Annotated in this window: 18 protein-coding genes; 8 read left to right on the forward strand and 10 right to left on the reverse strand. The window is 58.1% G+C overall.

From position 1 onward, the window contains the following. The first annotated feature begins 5 nt into the window (after positions 1-5). On the forward strand, positions 6-1,175 hold the full coding sequence (locus tag AC0L7R_RS16460) for a PatB family C-S lyase (protein WP_473657925.1): 1,170 nt from the start codon (positions 6-8) through the stop codon (positions 1,173-1,175). Here AC0L7R_RS16460 and AC0L7R_RS16465 read toward each other — a convergent pair whose 3' ends face one another. The 8 genes from AC0L7R_RS16465 to AC0L7R_RS16500 form a co-directional block, all read right to left on the reverse strand. Further along, positions 1,176-1,523: a hypothetical protein gene (locus AC0L7R_RS16465; RefSeq protein WP_473657926.1), complete on the reverse strand. Its 348-nt coding sequence runs from the start codon at positions 1,521-1,523 to the stop codon at positions 1,176-1,178. Between the two features lie 97 nt (positions 1,524-1,620). Next, complete coding sequence (gene cobM, locus AC0L7R_RS16470) at positions 1,621-2,394, reverse strand: precorrin-4 C(11)-methyltransferase (RefSeq protein ID WP_473657927.1); 774 nt, start codon at positions 2,392-2,394, stop codon at positions 1,621-1,623. 54 nt (positions 2,395-2,448) lie between these two features. Further along, entirely contained in the window at positions 2,449-4,269 is a 1,821-nt protein-coding gene (gene cobJ, locus AC0L7R_RS16475) for a precorrin-3B C(17)-methyltransferase (RefSeq protein ID WP_473657928.1), read from the reverse strand. After that, positions 4,260-5,003 carry a precorrin-2 C(20)-methyltransferase gene (cobI, locus tag AC0L7R_RS16480; protein WP_473657929.1) on the reverse strand — a complete coding sequence of 248 codons (744 nt, stop codon included), beginning with the start codon at positions 5,001-5,003 and terminating at the stop codon, positions 4,260-4,262. The genes cobJ and cobI overlap by 10 nt, the downstream gene beginning before the upstream one ends. Further along, on the reverse strand, positions 5,000-6,205 hold the full coding sequence (cbiE, locus tag AC0L7R_RS16485; protein ID WP_473657930.1) for a precorrin-6y C5,15-methyltransferase (decarboxylating) subunit CbiE: 1,206 nt from the start codon (positions 6,203-6,205) through the stop codon (positions 5,000-5,002). The genes cobI and cbiE overlap by 4 nt, the downstream gene beginning before the upstream one ends. Next, positions 6,202-6,840, reverse strand: a complete 639-nt coding sequence (locus tag AC0L7R_RS16490; protein ID WP_473657931.1) for a precorrin-8X methylmutase — start codon at positions 6,838-6,840, stop codon at positions 6,202-6,204. Before AC0L7R_RS16490 ends, cbiE begins: the two co-directional genes overlap by 4 nt. Before the next feature lie 15 nt (positions 6,841-6,855). Beyond that, complete coding sequence (locus tag AC0L7R_RS16495; protein ID WP_473657932.1) at positions 6,856-8,085, reverse strand: CbiX/SirB N-terminal domain-containing protein; 1,230 nt, start codon at positions 8,083-8,085, stop codon at positions 6,856-6,858. Beyond that, positions 8,082-8,297 carry a DUF6732 family protein gene (locus AC0L7R_RS16500; protein WP_473657934.1) on the reverse strand — a complete coding sequence of 72 codons (216 nt, stop codon included), beginning with the start codon at positions 8,295-8,297 and terminating at the stop codon, positions 8,082-8,084. The genes AC0L7R_RS16495 and AC0L7R_RS16500 overlap by 4 nt, the downstream gene beginning before the upstream one ends. 315 nt (positions 8,298-8,612) lie before the next feature. Between AC0L7R_RS16500 and AC0L7R_RS16505 the strand changes: the two genes are divergently transcribed. Beyond that, a complete protein-coding gene (locus AC0L7R_RS16505; RefSeq protein WP_473657935.1) occupies positions 8,613-9,587 on the forward strand; it encodes a glutathione S-transferase C-terminal domain-containing protein in 975 nt (324 codons plus the stop codon). Here AC0L7R_RS16505 and AC0L7R_RS16510 read toward each other — a convergent pair whose 3' ends face one another. After that, entirely contained in the window at positions 9,588-9,980 is a 393-nt protein-coding gene (locus tag AC0L7R_RS16510; protein ID WP_247128483.1) for a response regulator, read from the reverse strand. A gap of 210 nt (positions 9,981-10,190) precedes the next feature. Between AC0L7R_RS16510 and AC0L7R_RS16515 the strand changes: the two genes are divergently transcribed. From AC0L7R_RS16515 to AC0L7R_RS16540, 6 genes are all read left to right on the forward strand, one after another. Continuing rightward, a complete protein-coding gene (locus AC0L7R_RS16515; protein WP_473657937.1) occupies positions 10,191-10,574 on the forward strand; it encodes a DUF1636 family protein in 384 nt (127 codons plus the stop codon). Next, positions 10,571-11,515, forward strand: a complete 945-nt coding sequence (locus tag AC0L7R_RS16520; RefSeq protein WP_473657939.1) for an aminotransferase class I/II-fold pyridoxal phosphate-dependent enzyme — start codon at positions 10,571-10,573, stop codon at positions 11,513-11,515. The genes AC0L7R_RS16515 and AC0L7R_RS16520 overlap by 4 nt, the downstream gene beginning before the upstream one ends. Next, positions 11,512-12,408, forward strand: a complete 897-nt coding sequence (gene cbiB, locus AC0L7R_RS16525; protein ID WP_473657941.1) for an adenosylcobinamide-phosphate synthase CbiB — start codon at positions 11,512-11,514, stop codon at positions 12,406-12,408. The genes AC0L7R_RS16520 and cbiB overlap by 4 nt, the downstream gene beginning before the upstream one ends. Positions 12,409-12,473: 65 nt before the next feature. Beyond that, positions 12,474-13,637 carry a lytic murein transglycosylase gene (locus AC0L7R_RS16530; protein WP_473657942.1) on the forward strand — a complete coding sequence of 388 codons (1,164 nt, stop codon included), beginning with the start codon at positions 12,474-12,476 and terminating at the stop codon, positions 13,635-13,637. Further along, positions 13,634-14,797, forward strand: a complete 1,164-nt coding sequence (locus tag AC0L7R_RS16535) for a membrane dipeptidase (protein WP_473657943.1) — start codon at positions 13,634-13,636, stop codon at positions 14,795-14,797. Before AC0L7R_RS16530 ends, AC0L7R_RS16535 begins: the two co-directional genes overlap by 4 nt. Before the next feature lie 111 nt (positions 14,798-14,908). Further along, positions 14,909-15,877: a hypothetical protein gene (locus AC0L7R_RS16540; RefSeq protein ID WP_473657944.1), complete on the forward strand. Its 969-nt coding sequence runs from the start codon at positions 14,909-14,911 to the stop codon at positions 15,875-15,877. A 48-nt stretch (positions 15,878-15,925) separates the two neighbouring features. On the opposite strand, the gene smc is transcribed toward AC0L7R_RS16540, so the two are convergent. Continuing rightward, positions 15,926-19,381 (reverse strand): chromosome segregation protein SMC, encoded by a 3,456-nt coding sequence (smc, locus tag AC0L7R_RS16545; protein WP_473657945.1) that lies wholly within the window; start codon positions 19,379-19,381, stop codon positions 15,926-15,928. Between the last annotated feature and the right edge of the window lie 23 nt (positions 19,382-19,404).

Here is a 19,404-nt window from a genome sequence, read left to right on the forward strand (position 1 = left end):
GACCAATGAATTTTGACCAGAAAATCGACCGGCGCGGCACCCATTCGGTAAAATGGGATAGCATGGAAGCGATTTACGGCGTCTCCCCTGACGATGGCATCTCAATGTGGGTGGCAGATATGGAATTCCAACCGCCGCAATGCGTGCAGGATGCCATCAAGAAAATGCACGACCACGGCGTTTACGGATACTACGGCGACGAAGGCCCGTACAAAGACGCGATCTGTTGGTGGATGAAAACACGCCACAACTGGCAGATCGATCCGTCATGGATTTTCACGACGCACGGCTTAGTCAACGGAACGGGGATGTGCGTCGACGCCTACACGAACCCCGGCGATGGTGTGGTTCTGTTCACACCAGTCTACCACGCCTTTGCCCGCGTCATCGCAGCGGCAGGGCGTGAAGTCGTGGAATGTGAACTGGTCAATAACGATGGCCGCTACGAGATGGATTTTGACGCCTACGACGCACAGATGACCGGCAACGAACGGATGCTGATCCTCTGTTCGCCCCATAACCCCGGTGGGCGCGTTTGGACGCGCGCAGAATTGGCGGGCGTCGCAGCGTTCGCGAAACGGCACCAGTTGATCCTCGTGTCCGACGAAATCCACCACGATCTGACGATGCCCGGCCACACCCACATTCCGACGGCGCATATCGACGGGATCGCAGACCGGCTTGTGACAATGACGGCCACGACCAAGACCTTCAACATCGCAGGCAGCCATTCAGGCAACGTCATCATCGAAGACCCTGATCTGCGGGCGCAATTCGGGAAACGCATGGCGGCCCTTGGCCTGTCACCGAACAGCTTTGGCCTGTTCATGGCAACGGCAGCCTATTCACCCGAAGGGGCCGAATGGGTGGACGCGTTGAAAGCATATCTCGACGGCAACCGGCAGGTGTTCGACGCCGGGATCAACGCCATTCCGGGGCTCAAATCGATGCCGCTCGATGCGACTTATCTGGCGTGGGTCGACTTTTCGGGCACGGGCATGACGCGCGAAGAATTCACAGCACGGGTGCAAAACGAAGCCAAAATCGCAGCCAACCACGGCCCCACCTTTGGATCAGGGGGCGACGATTTCTTACGGTTCAACCTCGGCGCACCACGCGCGCAAATCGAAGAGGCAATCGCCCGCCTTCAAGCCGCGTTCAGCGATCTTCAGTAACTAGCGCGGCAGCAACGCAATCGGCGCATCCTGCTCGCGGACAAAATCCGCGGGCGGACGGTCGGGGATTGTGTTGACCCATTTGAAATCGAACACACGTTCTTGACCGTCCAATTCGGAATCTATCACAAGACATTGGTACAGATGACGCGATCCGTCGTAAATTTCGACACGTCCCCGCAAACGCGGCGACGTTTTCGCATCCAAAGCAAAGCCATTGTCCCACAAACGCAGGATACGATAGACGTCGTCGCCGTCGTGAACGCAAAGCCGATCGTTGCGCTTCAGCGATTGTTTACGGGCTTGTTCTAGGCCCTCGCGGACCTCTTGCGGAAACATTTGAAACATCGTGCCGATTCCTTGTCTGGAACCCTAGGATGTACTTCTAATTGTAAATATCAAGTGACGACGTCCGCCGCGCCGCAGCGTAAACCTGCCAAATTGTTCAAGATTTTTCTTTTACCTTTGGGCGCAAGACATGGGGTTTCGCGGCATCATACAACGCAGAATCAGGGAAACCGTGGTTATCCGACAGCGCAGGACCGACCATAATCAACGCAGTACGCGTGATTTTTGCGGCCCGTACTTTTTCGCGAATATCGGCAAAGGTGCCACGAATTATCAACTGATCCGGCCATGAGGCGCGGTAAATCACGATCACAGGACAGTCTTCGCCGTAATAAGGAATCAGCTGACGTTCGATTTCACGCAGCGCCCTGATCCCCAAATGGATCGCTAATGTTGCCCCCGTACGGGCGAAATTTTCTAGCGTTTCACCCTCGGGCATCCCTGTCGATTTCATCGACATACGGGTCAAGACGATAGACTGCGCAACCTCTGGCACAGTCAGCTCAGTACCCAACGCCGCCGCCGCCGCCGCATAGGCCGGAACCCCTGGAATAATCTGATAATCGATTCCCGCTTCTTTCAATCGGCGGATCTGTTCCGCAATCGCGCCGTACAAAGACGGATCACCCGAATGGACACGCGCAACGTCTTCACCACGCGCATGTGCCGCCAAAATCTCCGCGTGGGTATCATCCAACGTCATCGGGGCGGTGTCCAAAACACGCGCACCTTCCGGCGCACAGGCGACGACCTCTGCCGGCACCAACGACCCCGCATAAAGACACACAGGACAGGCCCCGATCACGCGCGCAGCTTTCAACGTCAGCAATTCCGGATCGCCCGGACCTGCGCCAATAAAATAAACAGTCATCTCAAAACTCCATACGGGATGGCGGGAGGGGCGTCGTCCAAAGGACGCGCGACTCTACGCCAAATCCCCATCAATCTTGCGGGCATACCCCCGCGGCGTGAACATGCGCGGTCCCGTCCCCAATTGTGCCAGACGCGAATGCGACGACCCAACCAGCACAACGGTCAACATATCCACCTCATCAACTTCCAACTCATCCAAGCGGCGATACCGGACATGCTCCTCAGGCCGCCCAAGCGACGACGCCAACATGACAGGCGTCTCAGGTGGGCGATGCTCGAGCAAAATATCACGCGCTTCAGCCAACAACGTACGTCTGCGCATCGACACCGGATTATAGAACGCGATCACAAAATCGCCCTCGGCCGCGGCTTTCAACCGCTTCACAATATCCTCGCGTGGGGTCAGCAAATCGCTCAACGAAATCGCACAGAAATCATGTCCCAACGGGGCACCAGCCCGCGCAGCAGCCCCCTGCAACGCAGAAACCCCCGGCGAACAGACAACCTCGACACGGTGCGCTGCATCAGAAACACCCATCTGATCCACCGACCGATCCAGCAATTCAAACACCAACGCGCCCATCGCATAAATGCCAGCATCACCCGAACATACCAGCGCCACGTTCTTGCCCTTTGCAGCCTGTTCAAGCGCAAACCGGCAGCGATCTTCTTCACCACCCAGCGGAAAATCAGACCGTTCCTTGCCCACAGCCAACGGCCCCAGCAAATCAATATAAAGCCCGTATCCGACCAATTCCTCAGCCTCAGACACCAATCGCGACACCTCAGGAGTGCGCCACGACGCCTGCCCCGGTCCAATACCCACAATCGACAACCGCCCACGCGACCTTCCCTTCAGATCAACCAAGGGGGCAGGTGCCATCGCAATCGCGCAGGTCGCATTCGCCGTCTTGCGCTTCGGATGGGTCAGCACGGCGTCCGCGCCACCTTGCGCCAAGGCCGCAGCCTCAGACACACCATGCGTACCCACTTCGGCGAAAACCACATCAGATGGATTCGCAAGACGCGGGGTCTCAGCATCCAATACATCCGCCTCAAACAACCGCATCGGCGCACCAAGCGATGCGGCGAGATCAATAATCGCAGGCTCATCGCCTTTCAACGTGATCGTATTCACCGAATGGATCGCCTCAGGCGCTAACCCTGCTTCATCCAAAACCGACTGCACCAATGCAGACAGCTCTTCTGGCGGACAATTCCGTGCACAACCAACACCCAACGTCAAAACCTGCGGCGCAAACTGCAAATGATCGCCGCCCAAATCCGGCAAAGCAGCCGACGTGCAGGACAACCGCGTGCCATCCTCGGCAAACGGCGCCGCATCCAACCAGTCAGCACGCACCGACGCATCCTCAGCCAGCAAAGCACCTCCCGCCGACAACATCCCCGCCATCGCGTCCTTTGCGTCATCAGGGTTCACCAAACGCCAACCCGCAGGCGGACTATCCAACGCCACGCCCATCGCCACATCACCCGCCGTCGTCACAGCAGCGACAGCGCCCAGCGCGTCAGAAATCTCAGCCGCCAAGCGGTTCGCGCCGCGATGACCACCCAACAACGGCACCACAACGGCCCCATCATCAGACACCGAAATCACCGGCGGCTCAGTCGTCTTGTCGGCCAACAGCGGCGCAACACCGCGGATCAAAATCCCCGACGCACAGACGCCCACAATCGGAACCCCAGCCGCGAACAATTCTCGCGTATGATCCAACGCATGTGCAAAAAACGCATCCGCCTGATCCACACGACCTTCGCGGCCATGCACCTGCGCATCCAAAACTTTCGCCACGCGATGGGCCACAGCCTCTCCCGAACGGGAAAGCGCCAAAACAACAGGTTTCACAGCCATGGATCGGCCCCTTTAGTCAGTAATATCATCGAAAAGTACGGTGCCTTTTCAGGGGCATCCGCCAGCGACAGCACGACCTGCGCAGGCAAAGTCGCACGTTCAACGTAGACGGCACCATCCATCAGACCCAGCGCGTCAATCACACCACGGATCTTCGCCAAATGACGGCCGACCTTCATAATCACAACGCTCTCAGCGCCCGCAATCCGGTCACGCAGCTCGTCCTCGGGCAGCGGCCCGGGCAACACAGTCAGCCGTTCATTTCGCGCAGCCAACGGCATCCGCGCAGACGCGGCACAGGCCGTGACAGAGGTCACCCCCGGCACAACCTGCACGTCAAACCGGTCAGCAAGACGCGCGAAAATATACATGAACGACCCGTAGAAAAACGGGTCCCCTTCGCACAGGCAAACCACATCCCGGCCCGCCTCCAGCGCCTCCGCAATCGCAGCAGCGCCCGCGTCATAAGCATCTTGAGCAGGCTGGCGTTCCACAGACATCGGAACATCCATCACGATCTCAACGGCATCCGGCTTGATCAAATCCACCGCAATCGACCGTGCAAAACTCTCGCCCCCTGCCAACGTCGGATAAGCGACAACATCCGCTCCCTCAATCAAGCGGGCTGCGCGCAACGTCATCAAATCCGGCGCACCTGGCCCCAAGCCAACACCATACAAGGTTCCACGGGATGGCGGGAGGGGCGTCGTGCTCGCACGCGCGTCTCCAGTCATCGTTTCACCAAACTCAACTGGGTCACAGGCATCCCCGGACGCCACCCCGTCAACCGACCCACAGGTTCGGCACGGTGCACCATCAGCTTCACCAGATCACCGCCAAAATCACGGTGCAGCGCGATCAACTCCGCCTCGCTCTCCAAGGTCACAGCATTCGCCACCAGACGCCCCAAAGGACGCAAAGCCGCCCAAGCAGCGTCAAACGTTTCACGGCTCAACCCGCCACCAATAAAAATCGCATCAGGTGCCGCAAGCCCGTCCAACGCGGCAGGCACGGACCCGTCCACCAATTCCAACTTCGGGGTGCCCAGCGCCAGCGCATTCGCTCCCGCCATCGCCCGCCGATCAGCACGCGGTTCAATCCCGACAGCACGCGCATACCGCGCCGCCCGCATCCATTCGATCGCAACGGACCCGCAGCCGCAGCCGATATCCCACAACAGCGCCCCGCGCATCGGCATCAGCTTAGCAACAGTCGCTGCACGAATTTCCTGTTTCGTCATCGTCCCATCGGACTGAAACAAACTATCCGCCAATCCCGGCACACGCGGCAGTAAAGCCGCATCAGGGGCCGCGATACATTCAACAGCGAGCGTGTTAAACGCTGGCACCTCGTGATCCCAGCTTTCCGCCACACCATCAAAGCGCAACTCATCCTTACCGCCCATCGCAGCCAAGACTGTCAGCTTCGATTGTCCAAACCCACGTTCCGTCAGGAACGCCGCGATCTGCGCGGGCGTTTGCGCCCCCGTCGTCAGCACCAACAACCGTGCATCCGGCTGGATGAAGGCAATCATTTGCTCCACAGGACGACCATGCACGGTCAACGTCTCAACATCCGGTAACGACCATCCCATACGGGCAGACGCCAGCTGGAAGGCAGACAATTGCGGATGATACACGATCTCCGCCGGATCAATCGCGCGCCCAATACGCGCCCCCACAGAAAACCACAGTGGATCGCCGGTAACGAGGATGACAGCACGCTTGCCCCGCAGACCCTCAATCGTCTCGATCATCGCATCAAAGGGCGTCGGCCACGCGATCCGTTCGGCCTGCACCGCCTCGGCCAGCGCATGATGCCGCTCGCCGCCAAGGATCACTTCAGCCGCTTCCACAACAGCACGGGTCGCCGGCACAAGACCATCAAGTCCGTCTTCGCCAATCCCCACAACATGCAACCAAGGCGTTGTCGTCATACTTTGTCCTCCGGAAGACCAGCAGCCAGCGCATTGACAGCGGCGGAGGCCATCGCCGATCCACCCTTTCGTCCACGCAGCGCAATGAAATCACAACCACGCGGATCAGCGGCAAGCTCTGCCTTGCTTTCAGCAGCGCCAATAAACCCTACAGGAAACCCGAGGATCACAGCAGGTTTCGGCGCACCCGCATCAATCAACTCAAGCAGATGGAACAGCGCAGTCGGCGCGTTGCCAATCGCCACAACAGCCCCGTCCAGATGATCAGCCCACAGTTCAACCGCGGCAGCAGAACGCGTATTCCCGATATCCTTCGCACGATCAGGTACAGACGGATCATTCAACGTCACAATCACATCGTTATCCGCAGGCAAATAACGACGAATAATCCCCGCACCAACCATTTCGCAGTCACACAACACAGGTTTACCTGCCCGCAATGCGTCATGCCCCCGAACGGCGGCATCAGGCGAAAACGCTAGGCGATCCGCAATCTCGACCATGCCGCAGCTATGGATCAACCGCGTGACAACGGGCTGCATCGCAGGGGCAAAGCGATCCAGCTTTGCCTCGCGCCGCACGGTCGCAAAGCTGGCCGCATAAATAGCACTTGGATCTTTTTCATACGGTCGCACTGTCTGGCCTTCTGATCAGGATTTCGATTTCCGCGCGCTTTCCGGCCCGTGCGGATGTTTCGCATGGGGGTATTCTGCGTGGTGGTGATGGTCGTGATCATGGTGATGATGATCGTGGCTATGCCCATGGTCGTGATGATGATGGTGGTGGTGGTCCGCCTCAACCAGTCGGCACATCCCCGTACAGAACGTATCACACAACGCACAATCCGCGACATTCGACCCCGGCGCATTTGCCCCTTGGCCCTCAACATGGTGGTGGTGGCTTTCTTGAACGGCCCCCACTTCGCCTTCAAACCCAACGACGCCCGTGCGGTACTTGCACAGCACGCAGGTGGGCGGCGGCACGGCAGCAAAAGCGGGATGATCGCCACCCGACAATTGTTCGCGCTGTTCAGGCGTAATCTTGCGCACGTCACCGCCGCCGATCTCAAGCACCTGCGTCCGATACTGGCATGTCCCGCAATTCGGCGGCGGGTTGTCACCAACCTGCTCGATGATCCGCTCTGCAAACGTCGCCAGCACCTGCGGATGATCCCCAAGATAACCGGCCTTCACAAAATCAATGTCGGGATATTCGACGGCAACCTGATCCGTAAACCCATAAATCCGGTCGATCAAAATGCCCGAGAATAGGAAATACGGAAACACAATCACACGCTTGTATCCAAGCCGCGTCACATGCTGCAAACACGGCTCGACCAGCGGGAAGGTCACACCGGAAAAACCAACCTCGTGCCAGCCAAACCCCATGCCTTCGGCGACCATGCGGGCGATCTTGGCCACATTGCCATTCGCATCAGGGTCAGACGCACCACGGCCAATCACGACCAAACAGGTCTCTTCCAACGGCAATTCACCCAGATCGGCATTCGCTTGATCAACTGCTTCGCGAATACGACCAGCGGCAGCCGCGATCATCTTGGGATCAACACCCAATTCACGGCCATAAGACACGGTGATGCCGTGCTTCGCCGCGTAGGTATTCAAAACAGTCGGAATGTCATTCTTTGCATGCATCGCCGCGAACAACATGCCCGGCACGGCCAGCACGCGGTCGCAACCTGCTTCGCGCAACTTGTCCAAACCATCGCGGATCACAGGGTTTGCGAATTCCAGATAGCCGTAGTCGGTCATCCAATCGTCGGGCAACAACGCAGGCAGTTTATCCGCCAAGGTCGCAAATTCATCGACCGCAGATTGGCTGCGCGACCCGTGGCCGCAAATCATGACACCTGTTTTCACGCGGGTTCCCCTTCTTCTTCCAATTCGGGTTCGACCTCTGCGTCGGTCTCTTTCTTGCCCTTTAGGGCCCCGTAAATGCCGGTCAGGATCGCCAGACCAATCGCAGCCCCAGCAACCCAATGGTCGTGACCTGCCAAATCGGCCAAATGCCCCGGATGGGCCTGCGCCGATGATCCGGCAACCGCCAAGAGAAGTGTCAAAATGATCCGCATCTGATCCTCCAAGTTCTGCCCTATACGCCAGAAACCCCACGCAACCGCATGAGGGAGGTCCGACGACGTGATCCATGGTCCCCTCTAGGGTCAACCGGACGGATCACCAACCTCTCTGGCCCTTTCGGGCTTCGTCTATTGGGGTGGTATATGGACCAACGGCATGACCCGCAATGGGACAAAACGGCAGTCGCGCGCCGAATGCGACGCGTAGATGTGTGCATCAATGCGCAGAACCTGCGCTTGAACAGGGGTTTGTCGGCAGTCCGACCTCGCCTAAATCAGTCACAACACAGTTTTGAAAGGACATCCCCAATGGGACAACTTGTTGACGGCGAATGGCATGACGTTTGGTACGACACAAAGAAATCCGGCGGGGCATTTGTGCGGTCCACCGCAAAGTTTCGCAATTGGATCACCGCAGACGGGTCTGCGGGACCAACAGGCGACGCAGGCTTCAAAGCCGAAAGCGGGCGCTATCATCTCTATATTTCAAACGCTTGCCCATGGGCGCACCGGACAATGGTGTTTCGCGCCTTGAAAGACCTTACCGAACACATCGACGTGTCTGTTGTGCATCCCGAAATGCTGTCGGAAGGATGGACATTCGAGGTGGATGGCAACGGGGCGACAGGCGACAAACTATTCGGCCTGCCGTTTGCCCGCGACATTTACCTGAAAGCTGACCCGCAAATTTCGGGCCGTGTGACGGTGCCGATCCTGTGGGACAAAAAGCAGAACACAATCGTGTCTAACGAATCGTCCGAAATCATTCGGATGTTCAACAGCGCGTTTAACGACATCACCGGTAACACCGCCGATTTCTGGCCAGAGGCCCAGCGCGACACGATCGAAGAAATCAACACGCGAATCTATGACACTGTGAACAACGGCGTCTACAAATCCGGCTTCGCGACCACGCAAGACGCTTATGATGCCGCCGTTGGTCCGTTGTTCGATAGCCTTGACTGGATCGAAGGCATTTTGGCCGAAAACCGCTACCTGACCGGCGACACGATCACCGAAGCAGATTGGCGGCTTTGGACGACCCTGATCCGGTTCGACATGGTTTATCACCAGCACTTCAAATGTAACCGCAAACGGATCATTGATTACCCGAATATCTGGGGGTTCACACGCGAACTATATCAATGGCCGGGCGTGAAAGAGACGGTGAACATGGATCACATCGTGCGTCACTATCACTACAGTCACGAAACGATTAACCCGAACCGGATCATCCCGACCAATCCTGTGATTGATTTTGATGCGCCGCACGGGCGCGGGTGATCAAAAGGCGCTTGCTGCGCGGGCGTCCCGGCTAGCGGAATTGCCATAATGATGAACGATCGCCGCCAAGTCACTTGGCGGCGTTCCTGTTTCAACAAAGGCGCGGGCGTTGGCGCTGTGCGAAAAAATCGATCCATCCGAAAAGAAGGTCGTATCTGTCACAAAAACGACATTTGCGCGTGGTTGATTAAAATTAGCAAAGTCCGCGACGGTCAGCGCACTGCCTTCGCGCAGGACCAGATCAAGCACGATCACGTCGAAGGTCTGCTTTTGGAGAAGAACAAGCGCGTCGTCACCCGTTTCGACGACCGTCACAGTAGCCTGCAATCGTTCCAAGTGGCGGGCCCACAAGGCCCCCAATTCGGTCTTACTTTGTACGATCAATACACGCATGGCACCTTCTCACTAAACTTTGGTTCGAGGAATCGAACGGTTACCACTACAATCATTAACGGCTGCTCAAGCTTTCTGTGCCTAAAATCCTAAGGAATGGTTAACTGCCAATCAGCCTGCGTTCAAAACAGGCACGATCCCGCCAATTCGCTTGCCGAACCGGCCAAAATCAGCTTGAAACGCATCAAAATTGTATGAGGCACGTCAAGAATGACAACTTGGATCACGGTTTGCGACACCTGTAAGCGTCCGGAATGGACCGAAGGCGAAGACACAATCACCGACGGAGAACAGCTCGCCAGCCTTGTTGAAGCCGCCGCTGCAGGCGTGCCAGACATCAAAACACGACGTGTGTCCTGCCTGATGGGCTGCAAACACGGCTGCAACGTGTCGATCCAAGCTCACGGGAAACTGGCCTACACCTTGGGCGACTTCACACCGGAACAGGACGCTGCCGAGGGTATTGTGACCTACGCGACATCACACGCGGCATCCGAAACAGGCCAAGTGCCCTACCGCACATGGCCGCAAGCGATCAAAGGGCACTTCGTCACGCGCCACCAGCCGATCCCAACTGACGACACCACAGAATGATTGATGCCCCTGCAAAACGCGACCACGGCGGCGGGCTGGATGCGGCAATTGCCCAGTACGGCGGCACGCGCGCGCAATGGCTGGACCTATCCACGGGTATAAATCCTGTGCCCTACCCGATCCCGACGCTGTCGCCCGACGCATGGACAGCCCTGCCTGACAGCGGCGCATTTGACCTGATCACAGCGCGCGCCCGCGCCTATTGGTCCGTTCCCAAAGGGGCAGCCTGTCTCGCAACGGCAGGCGCATCATCGGTCATTGCGCAACTGCCGCGCCTGACAACTGCTGGCCGCGTCAATATTCCTGGCCCGACGTACAATGAACATGCGGCCGCGTTTCAATCCGCGAACTGGTTTGCTGATCCGGACGGAGCAAATGCGACCGTCGCCGTGAATCCAAATAACCCAGACGGGCGGATATGGCAGGCGTCAGACATCACGGGCGACCTGCGGATCATCGACGAAAGCTTTGCTGACGTGATTCCCGATCAATCCCTCATCGCAGAAGCCGCCAAACCCGGCACGGTCATCCTGAAAAGCTTTGGCAAATTCTGGGGGCTCGCGGGGCTGCGTCTTGGTTTCGCCATTGGCGATCCGGCGATCATCACCGCCCTAAAAGAAGCCTTAGGCCCATGGCAGGTGTCCGGCCCAGCCTTGCAAATCGGGGCAGAGGCGTTAGCCGATCCCCAATGGGCGGATGAAACCCGCGCCCGCCTGTCCGCAGATGCAAACCGCTTGGACGCCCTACTGGAAAGCAAAGGCGCGATCACTCTTGGTGGCACAAGCCTGTTCCGCCTGTACGAAGTCGATGATGCAAAAGCCGCCCAAGCCCAGCTTGCGCAATCCAAAATCTGGTCGCGGACATTTCCATACGATAACACATGGCTCCGCCTTGGATTGCCTGCACCTGATCAGTGGGACCAGCTTGAAGGTGCCTTTTGACCGTTCTTTTCGCGATGATCCTTGATGGGATCTTTGGCGAACCCAAATGGCTGTGGTCGCGCGTCCCACACCCTGCTGTCATCATGGGAAAGGCCGTCGGCCATATCGACACGACATACAACACAGGCACAAACCGCAAAACCAAAGGCGCGATCAGTTTCGCGGCCTTGGCGATTGCCGCGCTGATACTTGGCATGATCATCGCCGCCATTCCGGGCATTTGGGCGGACGTTATTCTTGGGGCGATGCTGATCGCACAGCGATCCCTTGTCGAACACGTGGCCGCCGTCGGCACTGGCCTGCGCATGTCTCTACAACAAGGGCGCCGTGCCGTGGCGATGATCGTCAGCCGCGACACGCGTGACATGACCACATCAGACGTCACCCGCAGCGCGATCGAAAGCGGGTCCGAGAATTTCAGCGACGGCGTCATCGCCCCGATCTTCTGGTTCGCAATTGGCGGCCTTCCGGCCTTGCTGGTCTATAAGATCACCAATACCGCCGACAGCATGATCGGGTACAAAACACCGCGCCACCTTCAATTCGGCTGGGCAGCGGCGCGTTTCGACGATCTGCTGAACTGGGTGCCTGCCCGCCTGACAGCACTGCTGATCTGGGCGACAGATCGCCAAACACCATTTGCCAAAATCGCCGACGACGCAAACCTGCACAGGTCCCCCAACGCAGGTTGGCCAGAGGCCGCGATGGCCTACAAGCAAAACGTCGCACTGGCCGGCCCACGCAGTTACGACGGCAAACTAACGCTATTCCCCTATGTCAACGAGGCGGGCAAGCACACCCTCGGCCCCGACGACATCGCCCAAATTACGCAAACGTTGTGGGCGGCGTGGTGGATGACGCTCGTCATCGCGCTGTTTGTCGCCATCATCTAATCACAACCGTTGCGCGCAGTGGCACGGCTGTTACCTTTCGCAAAACCTAACTGACAGGAACCGCCATGCGCCGCCTCGCTTTCGCCCTTTCCATGCTCGCAAGCCCTGCTGTGGCGCAAACCTGCGGTGGACCGCTTCCCGCGTTTCTCGCAGGCGTCAAAGCCGAAGCCGTCGCGAACGGTTTGTCCCCCACCGCCGCTGATCGCGTGCTGAACGGCGCGCAAATTGATCAACGCGTGCTGAACGCGGATCGGTCCCAAGGCGTGTTTCAAAAAGATTTCATCGCGTTTTCCCGTGCTTTGATCAGCCAAAACCGGATCGACAATGGCGTTGCGGCTGCACGACGCAACGCTGCCACCTTTGACCGGATCGAAGCGCAATTCGGCATCCCCCGCGAAGTCATTCTGGCCTTTTGGGCCTTTGAAACCGACTACGGCAGCTTCCAAGGCGATTTTAACACACGCAACGCGCTTGTGACGTTGGCGCATGATTGCCGCCGCCCCGAACTGTTCCGCCCGCAGTTAATCGCAGCGATTGAATTGAACGAACGCGGCAATTTTAACCCCGACACAACAACAGGCGCATGGGCAGGCGAAATTGGCCAAGTCCAAATGCTGCCCGGCGATATCATCGAAAGCGGATTGGACGGCGACGGGGACGGCAAAATTGATCTGAAAGGATCAGCCGCCGATGCGCTGATGTCCGGCGCAAATGTGTTGTCAGGTTTAGGATGGAAACCTAACCAACCTTGGTTGCAAGAAATCCGCGTGCCAGACACCTTGGATTGGGCACAAACCGGTCTGAAACACCCCAAAACCGTTGCCGAATGGAACGCACTTGGCGTGTCGTCCCGCGACGGAACCGCCCCCACGAACCTGACGGCCCGCGTCGTTCTGCCAATGGGGCGCAACGGGCCAGCGTTCTTCGCCTACGACAACTTCGACGTCTATTTCGAATGGAACCAAAGCTTCGTTTACGTCACCACCGCCGCCTATTTCGCGACACGGCTCGCAGGTGGTCCGGTCTACGATGCAGGCAACCCGACAGCGGGCCTGTCGGGCGATCAAATGCAAGCGCTCCAAAGCAAACTTGCGGCTCGCGGGCATGACGTGGGCGGCATCGACGGCATCCTCGGCGCGAAAACCCGCGATGCGATCCAAGTGGAACAACAACGGCTGGGCCTACCTGCGGACGCATGGCCAACCACCGGACTTTTGAACGCACTATGAAACGGTTTTTCAAAGCATTCGCTGTTCTCGTTCTTATCGCAATTGCTGCGTTCTTCTATTTCGCGCCGTCTTATGTCGCCGCCGAACGCAATGCCCTGCGACCACACGCGCCCTACCAGATCAGCGATCAGGCACAGGCGCTTCACGACAGTCTGATCATCGGCGATTGGCACGCAGACGCGCTGCTTTGGGATCGCAATCTGCTCAAACGCAGCGACATCGGACACGTCGACATCCCGCGTCTGCTAGAAGGTAATGTCGCCATCCAGATGTTCACGGCTGTCACGAAAAGTCCGGCGGGCCAAAACATCCATGAAAATTCGGCCGACGCCACAGACAACATCACATTGTTGGCAATCGGACAGCTCTGGCCGCCCCGCACATGGAACAGCCTATTGGAACGAGCGCTGTACCAAGCCGAAAAACTGCACCACTTCGCGGACAAGAGCGAACAGTTGCGGGTCATCGAAACGCAATCCGACCTCGAACAGCTCCTCGCGGATCGGGCTGCAGGCCAAAACGTGGTCGGCGGGCTTCTGGGCATCGAAGGCGCGCATCCGCTCGAAGGTGATATCGCCAACCTCGAAAAACTCACCGACGCGGGCCACCGCATGATCGCGCTGCAACATTTCTTCGACAACGCACTCGGCGGATCGCTGCATGGCGAAAACAACGCAGGGCTCACCGATTTTGGCCGCGAAGTTGTGACGCAAGTCGAACAACGCAACCTGATCCTTGATCTGGCCCATTCGTCGCCTCAGGTCGCACGCGATGTGCTTGCGATCACGGACATGCCCATCGTAGTCAGCCACACTGGCATTTTTGGGGCCTGCCCGAGCGAACGGAACTACGACGACGCACTGATGCAAGATATCGCAGCCAGAGGCGGTGTCATCGCAATTGGTTATTGGCGCACGGCCGTCTGTGATGACAGTCCAGCGGGCATCGCACGCAGCATTCAGACAGCGATTGATCTGGTTGGCGAAAACCACGTCAGCCTCGGGTCAGATTTCGACGGGTCGGTCACAACATCGTTCGACACATCTGAACTGGCGGCCATCACGCAGGCGCTTGTCGACATCGGGACTCCCGAAACGCAAATTCGCAAAGTCATGGGTGAAAACATGCTGCGGGTGTTGCGGGCACGGCTGCCAAGCTAGCGCGATAGTCAAAGCCCCACACAACAACTCCACGCTGTGGTCAAAATCCTGACACAGGGCTCGGTCACCCTTTTAGGACAATTATTCCTAACGAGTATTCGAGCAAATCCAATGATAGCACTCCGCGCAATTCCGTTTTCGTTCAACATCCTGTGGCAATACATCATCGTTTTCCCGATCATGGTGTGCGGACTGGCGGGGCTTTCGTTTCTCGCGATCATCGTGGCCTTTCAATTATTCTTCCGGTCGGGCAGCAGCGAAGCTGGCGCATTTGCTGTCGGTGCGCTTTTCGTGACATTGCTTGCTGCGATCTATTCGTTCCCAATGCTGATCGGCATGCGACTGGGGTTAACGACACGCGGACACAAACCCGCCGGAAACTTCTGGAGCCTGATTATTCCGGCAAGCGGTTACGGCCTTCTTGTTGGTCTCATGACCGCGCTGATTTCCCTCGCACTGGCCTTTTTCTACATGCGCAGCATATCCATGTCTGTGACCGACATCCGCGTGTTGTTTGAAAACGCGTCACCCGAATACATTGCCAGATACGTGCTTTCCGACATCCCGCTCTTGGTTAAATTCGTGGTCATTGGTTGGGTTATCTTCACTGCATTCTATGCAGCACTGCTTGTGCCGCTCGCATCCGTCGCCATTGGCCGCGACCCAAGCGGCAATCCACATACGCCGTTTGCGGGTTTCGGGGCGGGTTTCGTTCCGCTACTCGCCCTCGTGCTATTAGGCTACGCTTTGTCAGAAATCAGCGTACCCGCCGCAGAATGGTTCGCTGGTCTCATCGGGCAAGGTGACCGCCTAGCCGGAATTCTGACGATCATCGACTTGATGGCGGATGACCAAATCCCGCTCCAATGGAACTGGGAAATCGGAGCTGTTCTGATCATGGGCCTCATCTTTTGGCTCTGGACGATCAGCCTGCTCAGCGCAGGCGCCACGCTCGTCTACATTGATCGTTTTGACAAACACAAAGCCGAACGCGCGGAAAAGATGAAGGTCGAACGCCTTGCACCAGAAGAAGCACGCGCTTTGTGGAAACAACGTATGCCAGGTCACGCACCAACATAACGGGACGGCGGGAGGGGCGTCGTGCTTGCACGCGCGTCTCCCAGCCGTTTAGGCAACCATCGCCTCGGCCTTCTTCAGGTCTACGGACACAAGCTGCGACACACCCTGTTCGCCCATCGTCACACCGAACAGCCGATCCATGCGCGACATCGTCACCGCGTGGTGGGTGATGATCAAGAACCGCGTATCTGTGCGGCGTGTCATCTCGTCCAGCATATCACAGAACCGGTTCACGTTGGCATCATCCAACGGCGCATCCACCTCATCAAGAACACAGATCGGCGCAGGGTTCGCGAGGAACACCGCAAAGATCAGTGCCATCGCAGTCAGGGTCTGTTCCCCACCCGACAACAGCGACAACGTGGACAGCTTCTTACCGGGTGGCTGGCACAGAATCTCTAGCCCCGCATCCAATGGATCGTCCGATTCCACCAACTCGAGCCGCGCTTCACCGCCACCAAACAGGTGCGTAAACAGCAAACCAAAATTCTCGTTCACCTGTTCAAACGCTGTCAGCAGCCGTTCACGACCTTCTTTGTTCAACGATGCAATCCCCGTGCGCAGCGTTGCAATCGCGCCTTCTAGATCGCTTTTTTCGTTCACCAGAAGGTCATGCTCTTCCTGCACTTCCTTCGCGTCTTCTTCGGCCCGCAGGTTCACGGCGCCCAGCGCATCACGTTGCCGCTTATACTGGTTCACCTGACCTTCGATCACATCAACGGCAGGCATGCTGTCCACGTCAACATCCAATCGCGTCAGCAGTTCAGCAGGCGACATTTCTTGCGCTTCCATGATCCGTTCTTCGGCATAAGCCACGGTTTCCTTAGCGGCATCTGATCGCGCCTCGGACCGCGCCCGCGCCTCACGCGCCTCTGACGCCGTGCGTTCCGAATCCCGCTCGGCCACCGCCGCATTGCGCAACGCCGTCTCAGCCGTGACCAACACATCAGACGCCGCCGCACGCCGCCCTTCAGCCTCATCCACGGCATCCGCCAATTCGGCACGTTTTTCTGCAATCTCTTCCGGTGCCGCAGCCGCCTCAGCCAATTCTGCCTCGGACGCAGCCCTGCGATCCGCCAGTTCCGACGTCCGTTTATTCGCCGTTTCAAGCCGGTATTTCCAGCCGGACACTTCCTTCGTGATTTCCTGCGACCGCTTCAACCGCGCATCACCCTCGCGGCGCAATTCATCATAGGCGGACCGGCGGGTCATCATCATGATCCTTGCGGCTTCCACGGTCATCTTAATATCTTCAACGCGTCCGCGCGCCTCATCCAGATCCTCAAGACCCGTCGCCGCGGCTTCCGCCTCGGTCAGCGCCTTACGCGCGATCATCGCCTCTTCGACATAGCGCTTCATCGCAAGGTTGGACGCTTCCAACTTCCCGCTCGCGAGATCGCGATCCGCCTCAGCACGCGACGCCGCCCTGTTCGCCTCGGCCACCAAACGATCCGCATCACGCCGCGCCGTCCGCGCCGTTTGATCCGCAGCCGTCAAATCCGCCAAACGACGCGTCAAAATCTCATGGGCCTGTGCGGCACCCGTGGCCTTCGCCGCAACCTCTTCCAGATCCCGTTTCAATTCGACCAACCGGTTCAACTGCTGCAACCGCAATGCAGCCGCAGACGGGGCATCCTCTGACGCGGCACGGAAACCGTCCCAGCGCCAAACATCACCCTCAACAGACACCAGCCGCTGCCCCGGTTTCAAAACCGCCTGCAACTGCGCGCCTTCTTCCTGCTTCACCAGCCCGACCTGCGACATCCGCCGTTCCAGCACCTCAGGCACATCAACGAATTCGGTCAACGGCTTCACAGAATCCGGCAAAGCCTGCACCGACAAATACGCAGGCAAATTAGCCCAACCCGATGCGGCATCAGGCGAAATCGCAGGGGCCCGCAGATCATCGGCCAAAGCCGCACCAAGCGCCTTTTCATACCCCGACTGCACCGTCAGCAGATCAAGCACCTGCCCACCCTCAGCCGTATCCCGTTCAACCAATTTCGCCAGCGCATTAACCTCGGCCCGCAGCGCATTTGCCTCGCCTTCAGCCTCTGACCGTTGGGACCGCGCATCGCTTTCCATCGTCTGGCATTCAGCACGGGCGGCTTCGGTTTCCACCAGCGTTTCATCTGCATTCGCAGCCGTCATTACCGCCTGCTCTTCCGCAGCTTCGGCCATCTCGAAATCCGCCTCGGCCTTTTCCAAGGCCTGCGTTGCCGCTTCCATCGCTTCTTTCGCGCGGGCGGCTTCCGTTTCGTTCTTTTCCAGTGTCGTGCGGCTATCGTCCAACAGACGTTTCGCGGACTGGTGACGGGCAGCAAGCCGCGCCACATCTTCGGTCAACGTTTGCAGATCATCTTCACGCTCTTGCAGCTTTGCGGCCCCTTCGCGGGCACCGTCATTCGCTTCCTCAAGCGCATCCTCATGGCCAACACCGGCCTTCGCAATCTCTGCCGCTTCCCATTCCAGCCGCTCAATGGTGTCGCCCGCATCGCGGTTCAACCCGCCTTCGCGTTCCATATCCTTGGTCAGCTGTTCGATACGGGATTCGAGCGTCGCAATCGTTTCGACCGCGCGGCTTTCCTGCTCGGACAAGGTATCGCGCTGCACCATCAACCGCTGCAAAACCGCTGCAGCAATCGCTTCTTCTTCGCGTAACGCAGGCAACGCTTCTTCCGCCAATTGGCGTGCAGTCGTGGCCTGTAACGCCTCTTTTTCCGCAGCCGCCGCAGCAACCGTACGCTCACGCAACTGACCAGCAGCAGCGATCAAGCCTTCGTCGGCCTCGCGCCAACGCCGATAAAGCAACATGCCTTCGGCCTGACGCAACGCATCGCCAATTTCGCGATAACGGGCAGCTTGGCGCGCCTGACGGGCAAGCTGCGACAGTTGTGACGCCAACTGCTCAACCACATCATCAACGCGCACGAGGTTTGTCTCTGCGCCCTTCAGCTTCAGTTCCGCCTCGTGACGCCGCTGATACAGCCCCGAAATCCCGGCGGCTTCTTCCAAAATCCGACGGCGGGCTTTGGGCTTCGCATTGATCAGCTCTGAAATCTGACCCTGACGGACCAAGGCAGGCGAATGCGCACCTGTTGATGCATCCGCGAACAACATCTGCACATCACGCGCGCGGACATCTTTCGTGCTGACCTTATACGCAGACCCCGCATCGCGTGTGATCCGGCGCACAACTTCCAGATTATCCGAATCGTTGAACGCAGCGGGCGCGAGCCTGTCAAAGTTATCAATCTGCAACGACACTTCGGCAAAGTTACGGGCAGGACGGGTCGCTGTGCCCGCAAAAATCACATCTTCCATCCCGCCACCGCGCATCGCCTTGGCCCGATTCTCGCCCATAACCCAGCGCAAAGCCTCAAGAAGGTTAGATTTTCCGCATCCATTCGGGCCCACAACGCCAGTCAGCCCATCCGCGATAATCAAATCGGTCGGATCGACAAAGCTTTTAAAGCCATTCAAGCGAAGCTTACTAAAACGCACAGATACAGGGCCTACAGTGATTC

This window comes from Yoonia sp. D2-7, assembly GCF_055809435.1.

Bases quoted from the DNA above. Each gene is read 5' to 3' on its own strand.
- AC0L7R_RS16460 (WP_473657925.1), top strand. From the start codon at position 6: ATGAATTTTGACCAGAAAATCGACCGGCGCGGCACCCATTCGGTAAAA.
- AC0L7R_RS16465 (WP_473657926.1), bottom strand. From the start codon at position 1,523: ATGTTTCAAATGTTTCCGCAAGAGGTCCGCGAGGGCCTAGAACAAGCC.
- cobM (WP_473657927.1), bottom strand. From the start codon at position 2,394: ATGACTGTTTATTTTATTGGCGCAGGTCCGGGCGATCCGGAATTGCTG.
- cobJ (WP_473657928.1), bottom strand. From the start codon at position 4,269: ATGGCTGTGAAACCTGTTGTTTTGGCGCTTTCCCGTTCGGGAGAGGCT.
- cobI (WP_473657929.1), bottom strand. From the start codon at position 5,003: ATGACTGGAGACGCGCGTGCGAGCACGACGCCCCTCCCGCCATCCCGT.
- cbiE (WP_473657930.1), bottom strand. From the start codon at position 6,205: ATGACGACAACGCCTTGGTTGCATGTTGTGGGGATTGGCGAAGACGGA.
- AC0L7R_RS16500 (WP_473657934.1), bottom strand. From the start codon at position 8,297: ATGCGGATCATTTTGACACTTCTCTTGGCGGTTGCCGGATCATCGGCG.
- AC0L7R_RS16505 (WP_473657935.1), top strand. From the start codon at position 8,613: ATGGGACAACTTGTTGACGGCGAATGGCATGACGTTTGGTACGACACA.
- AC0L7R_RS16510 (WP_247128483.1), bottom strand. From the start codon at position 9,980: ATGCGTGTATTGATCGTACAAAGTAAGACCGAATTGGGGGCCTTGTGG.
- AC0L7R_RS16515 (WP_473657937.1), top strand. From the start codon at position 10,191: ATGACAACTTGGATCACGGTTTGCGACACCTGTAAGCGTCCGGAATGG.
- AC0L7R_RS16520 (WP_473657939.1), top strand. From the start codon at position 10,571: ATGATTGATGCCCCTGCAAAACGCGACCACGGCGGCGGGCTGGATGCG.
- AC0L7R_RS16530 (WP_473657942.1), top strand. From the start codon at position 12,474: ATGCGCCGCCTCGCTTTCGCCCTTTCCATGCTCGCAAGCCCTGCTGTG.
- AC0L7R_RS16535 (WP_473657943.1), top strand. From the start codon at position 13,634: ATGAAACGGTTTTTCAAAGCATTCGCTGTTCTCGTTCTTATCGCAATT.
- AC0L7R_RS16540 (WP_473657944.1), top strand. From the start codon at position 14,909: ATGATAGCACTCCGCGCAATTCCGTTTTCGTTCAACATCCTGTGGCAA.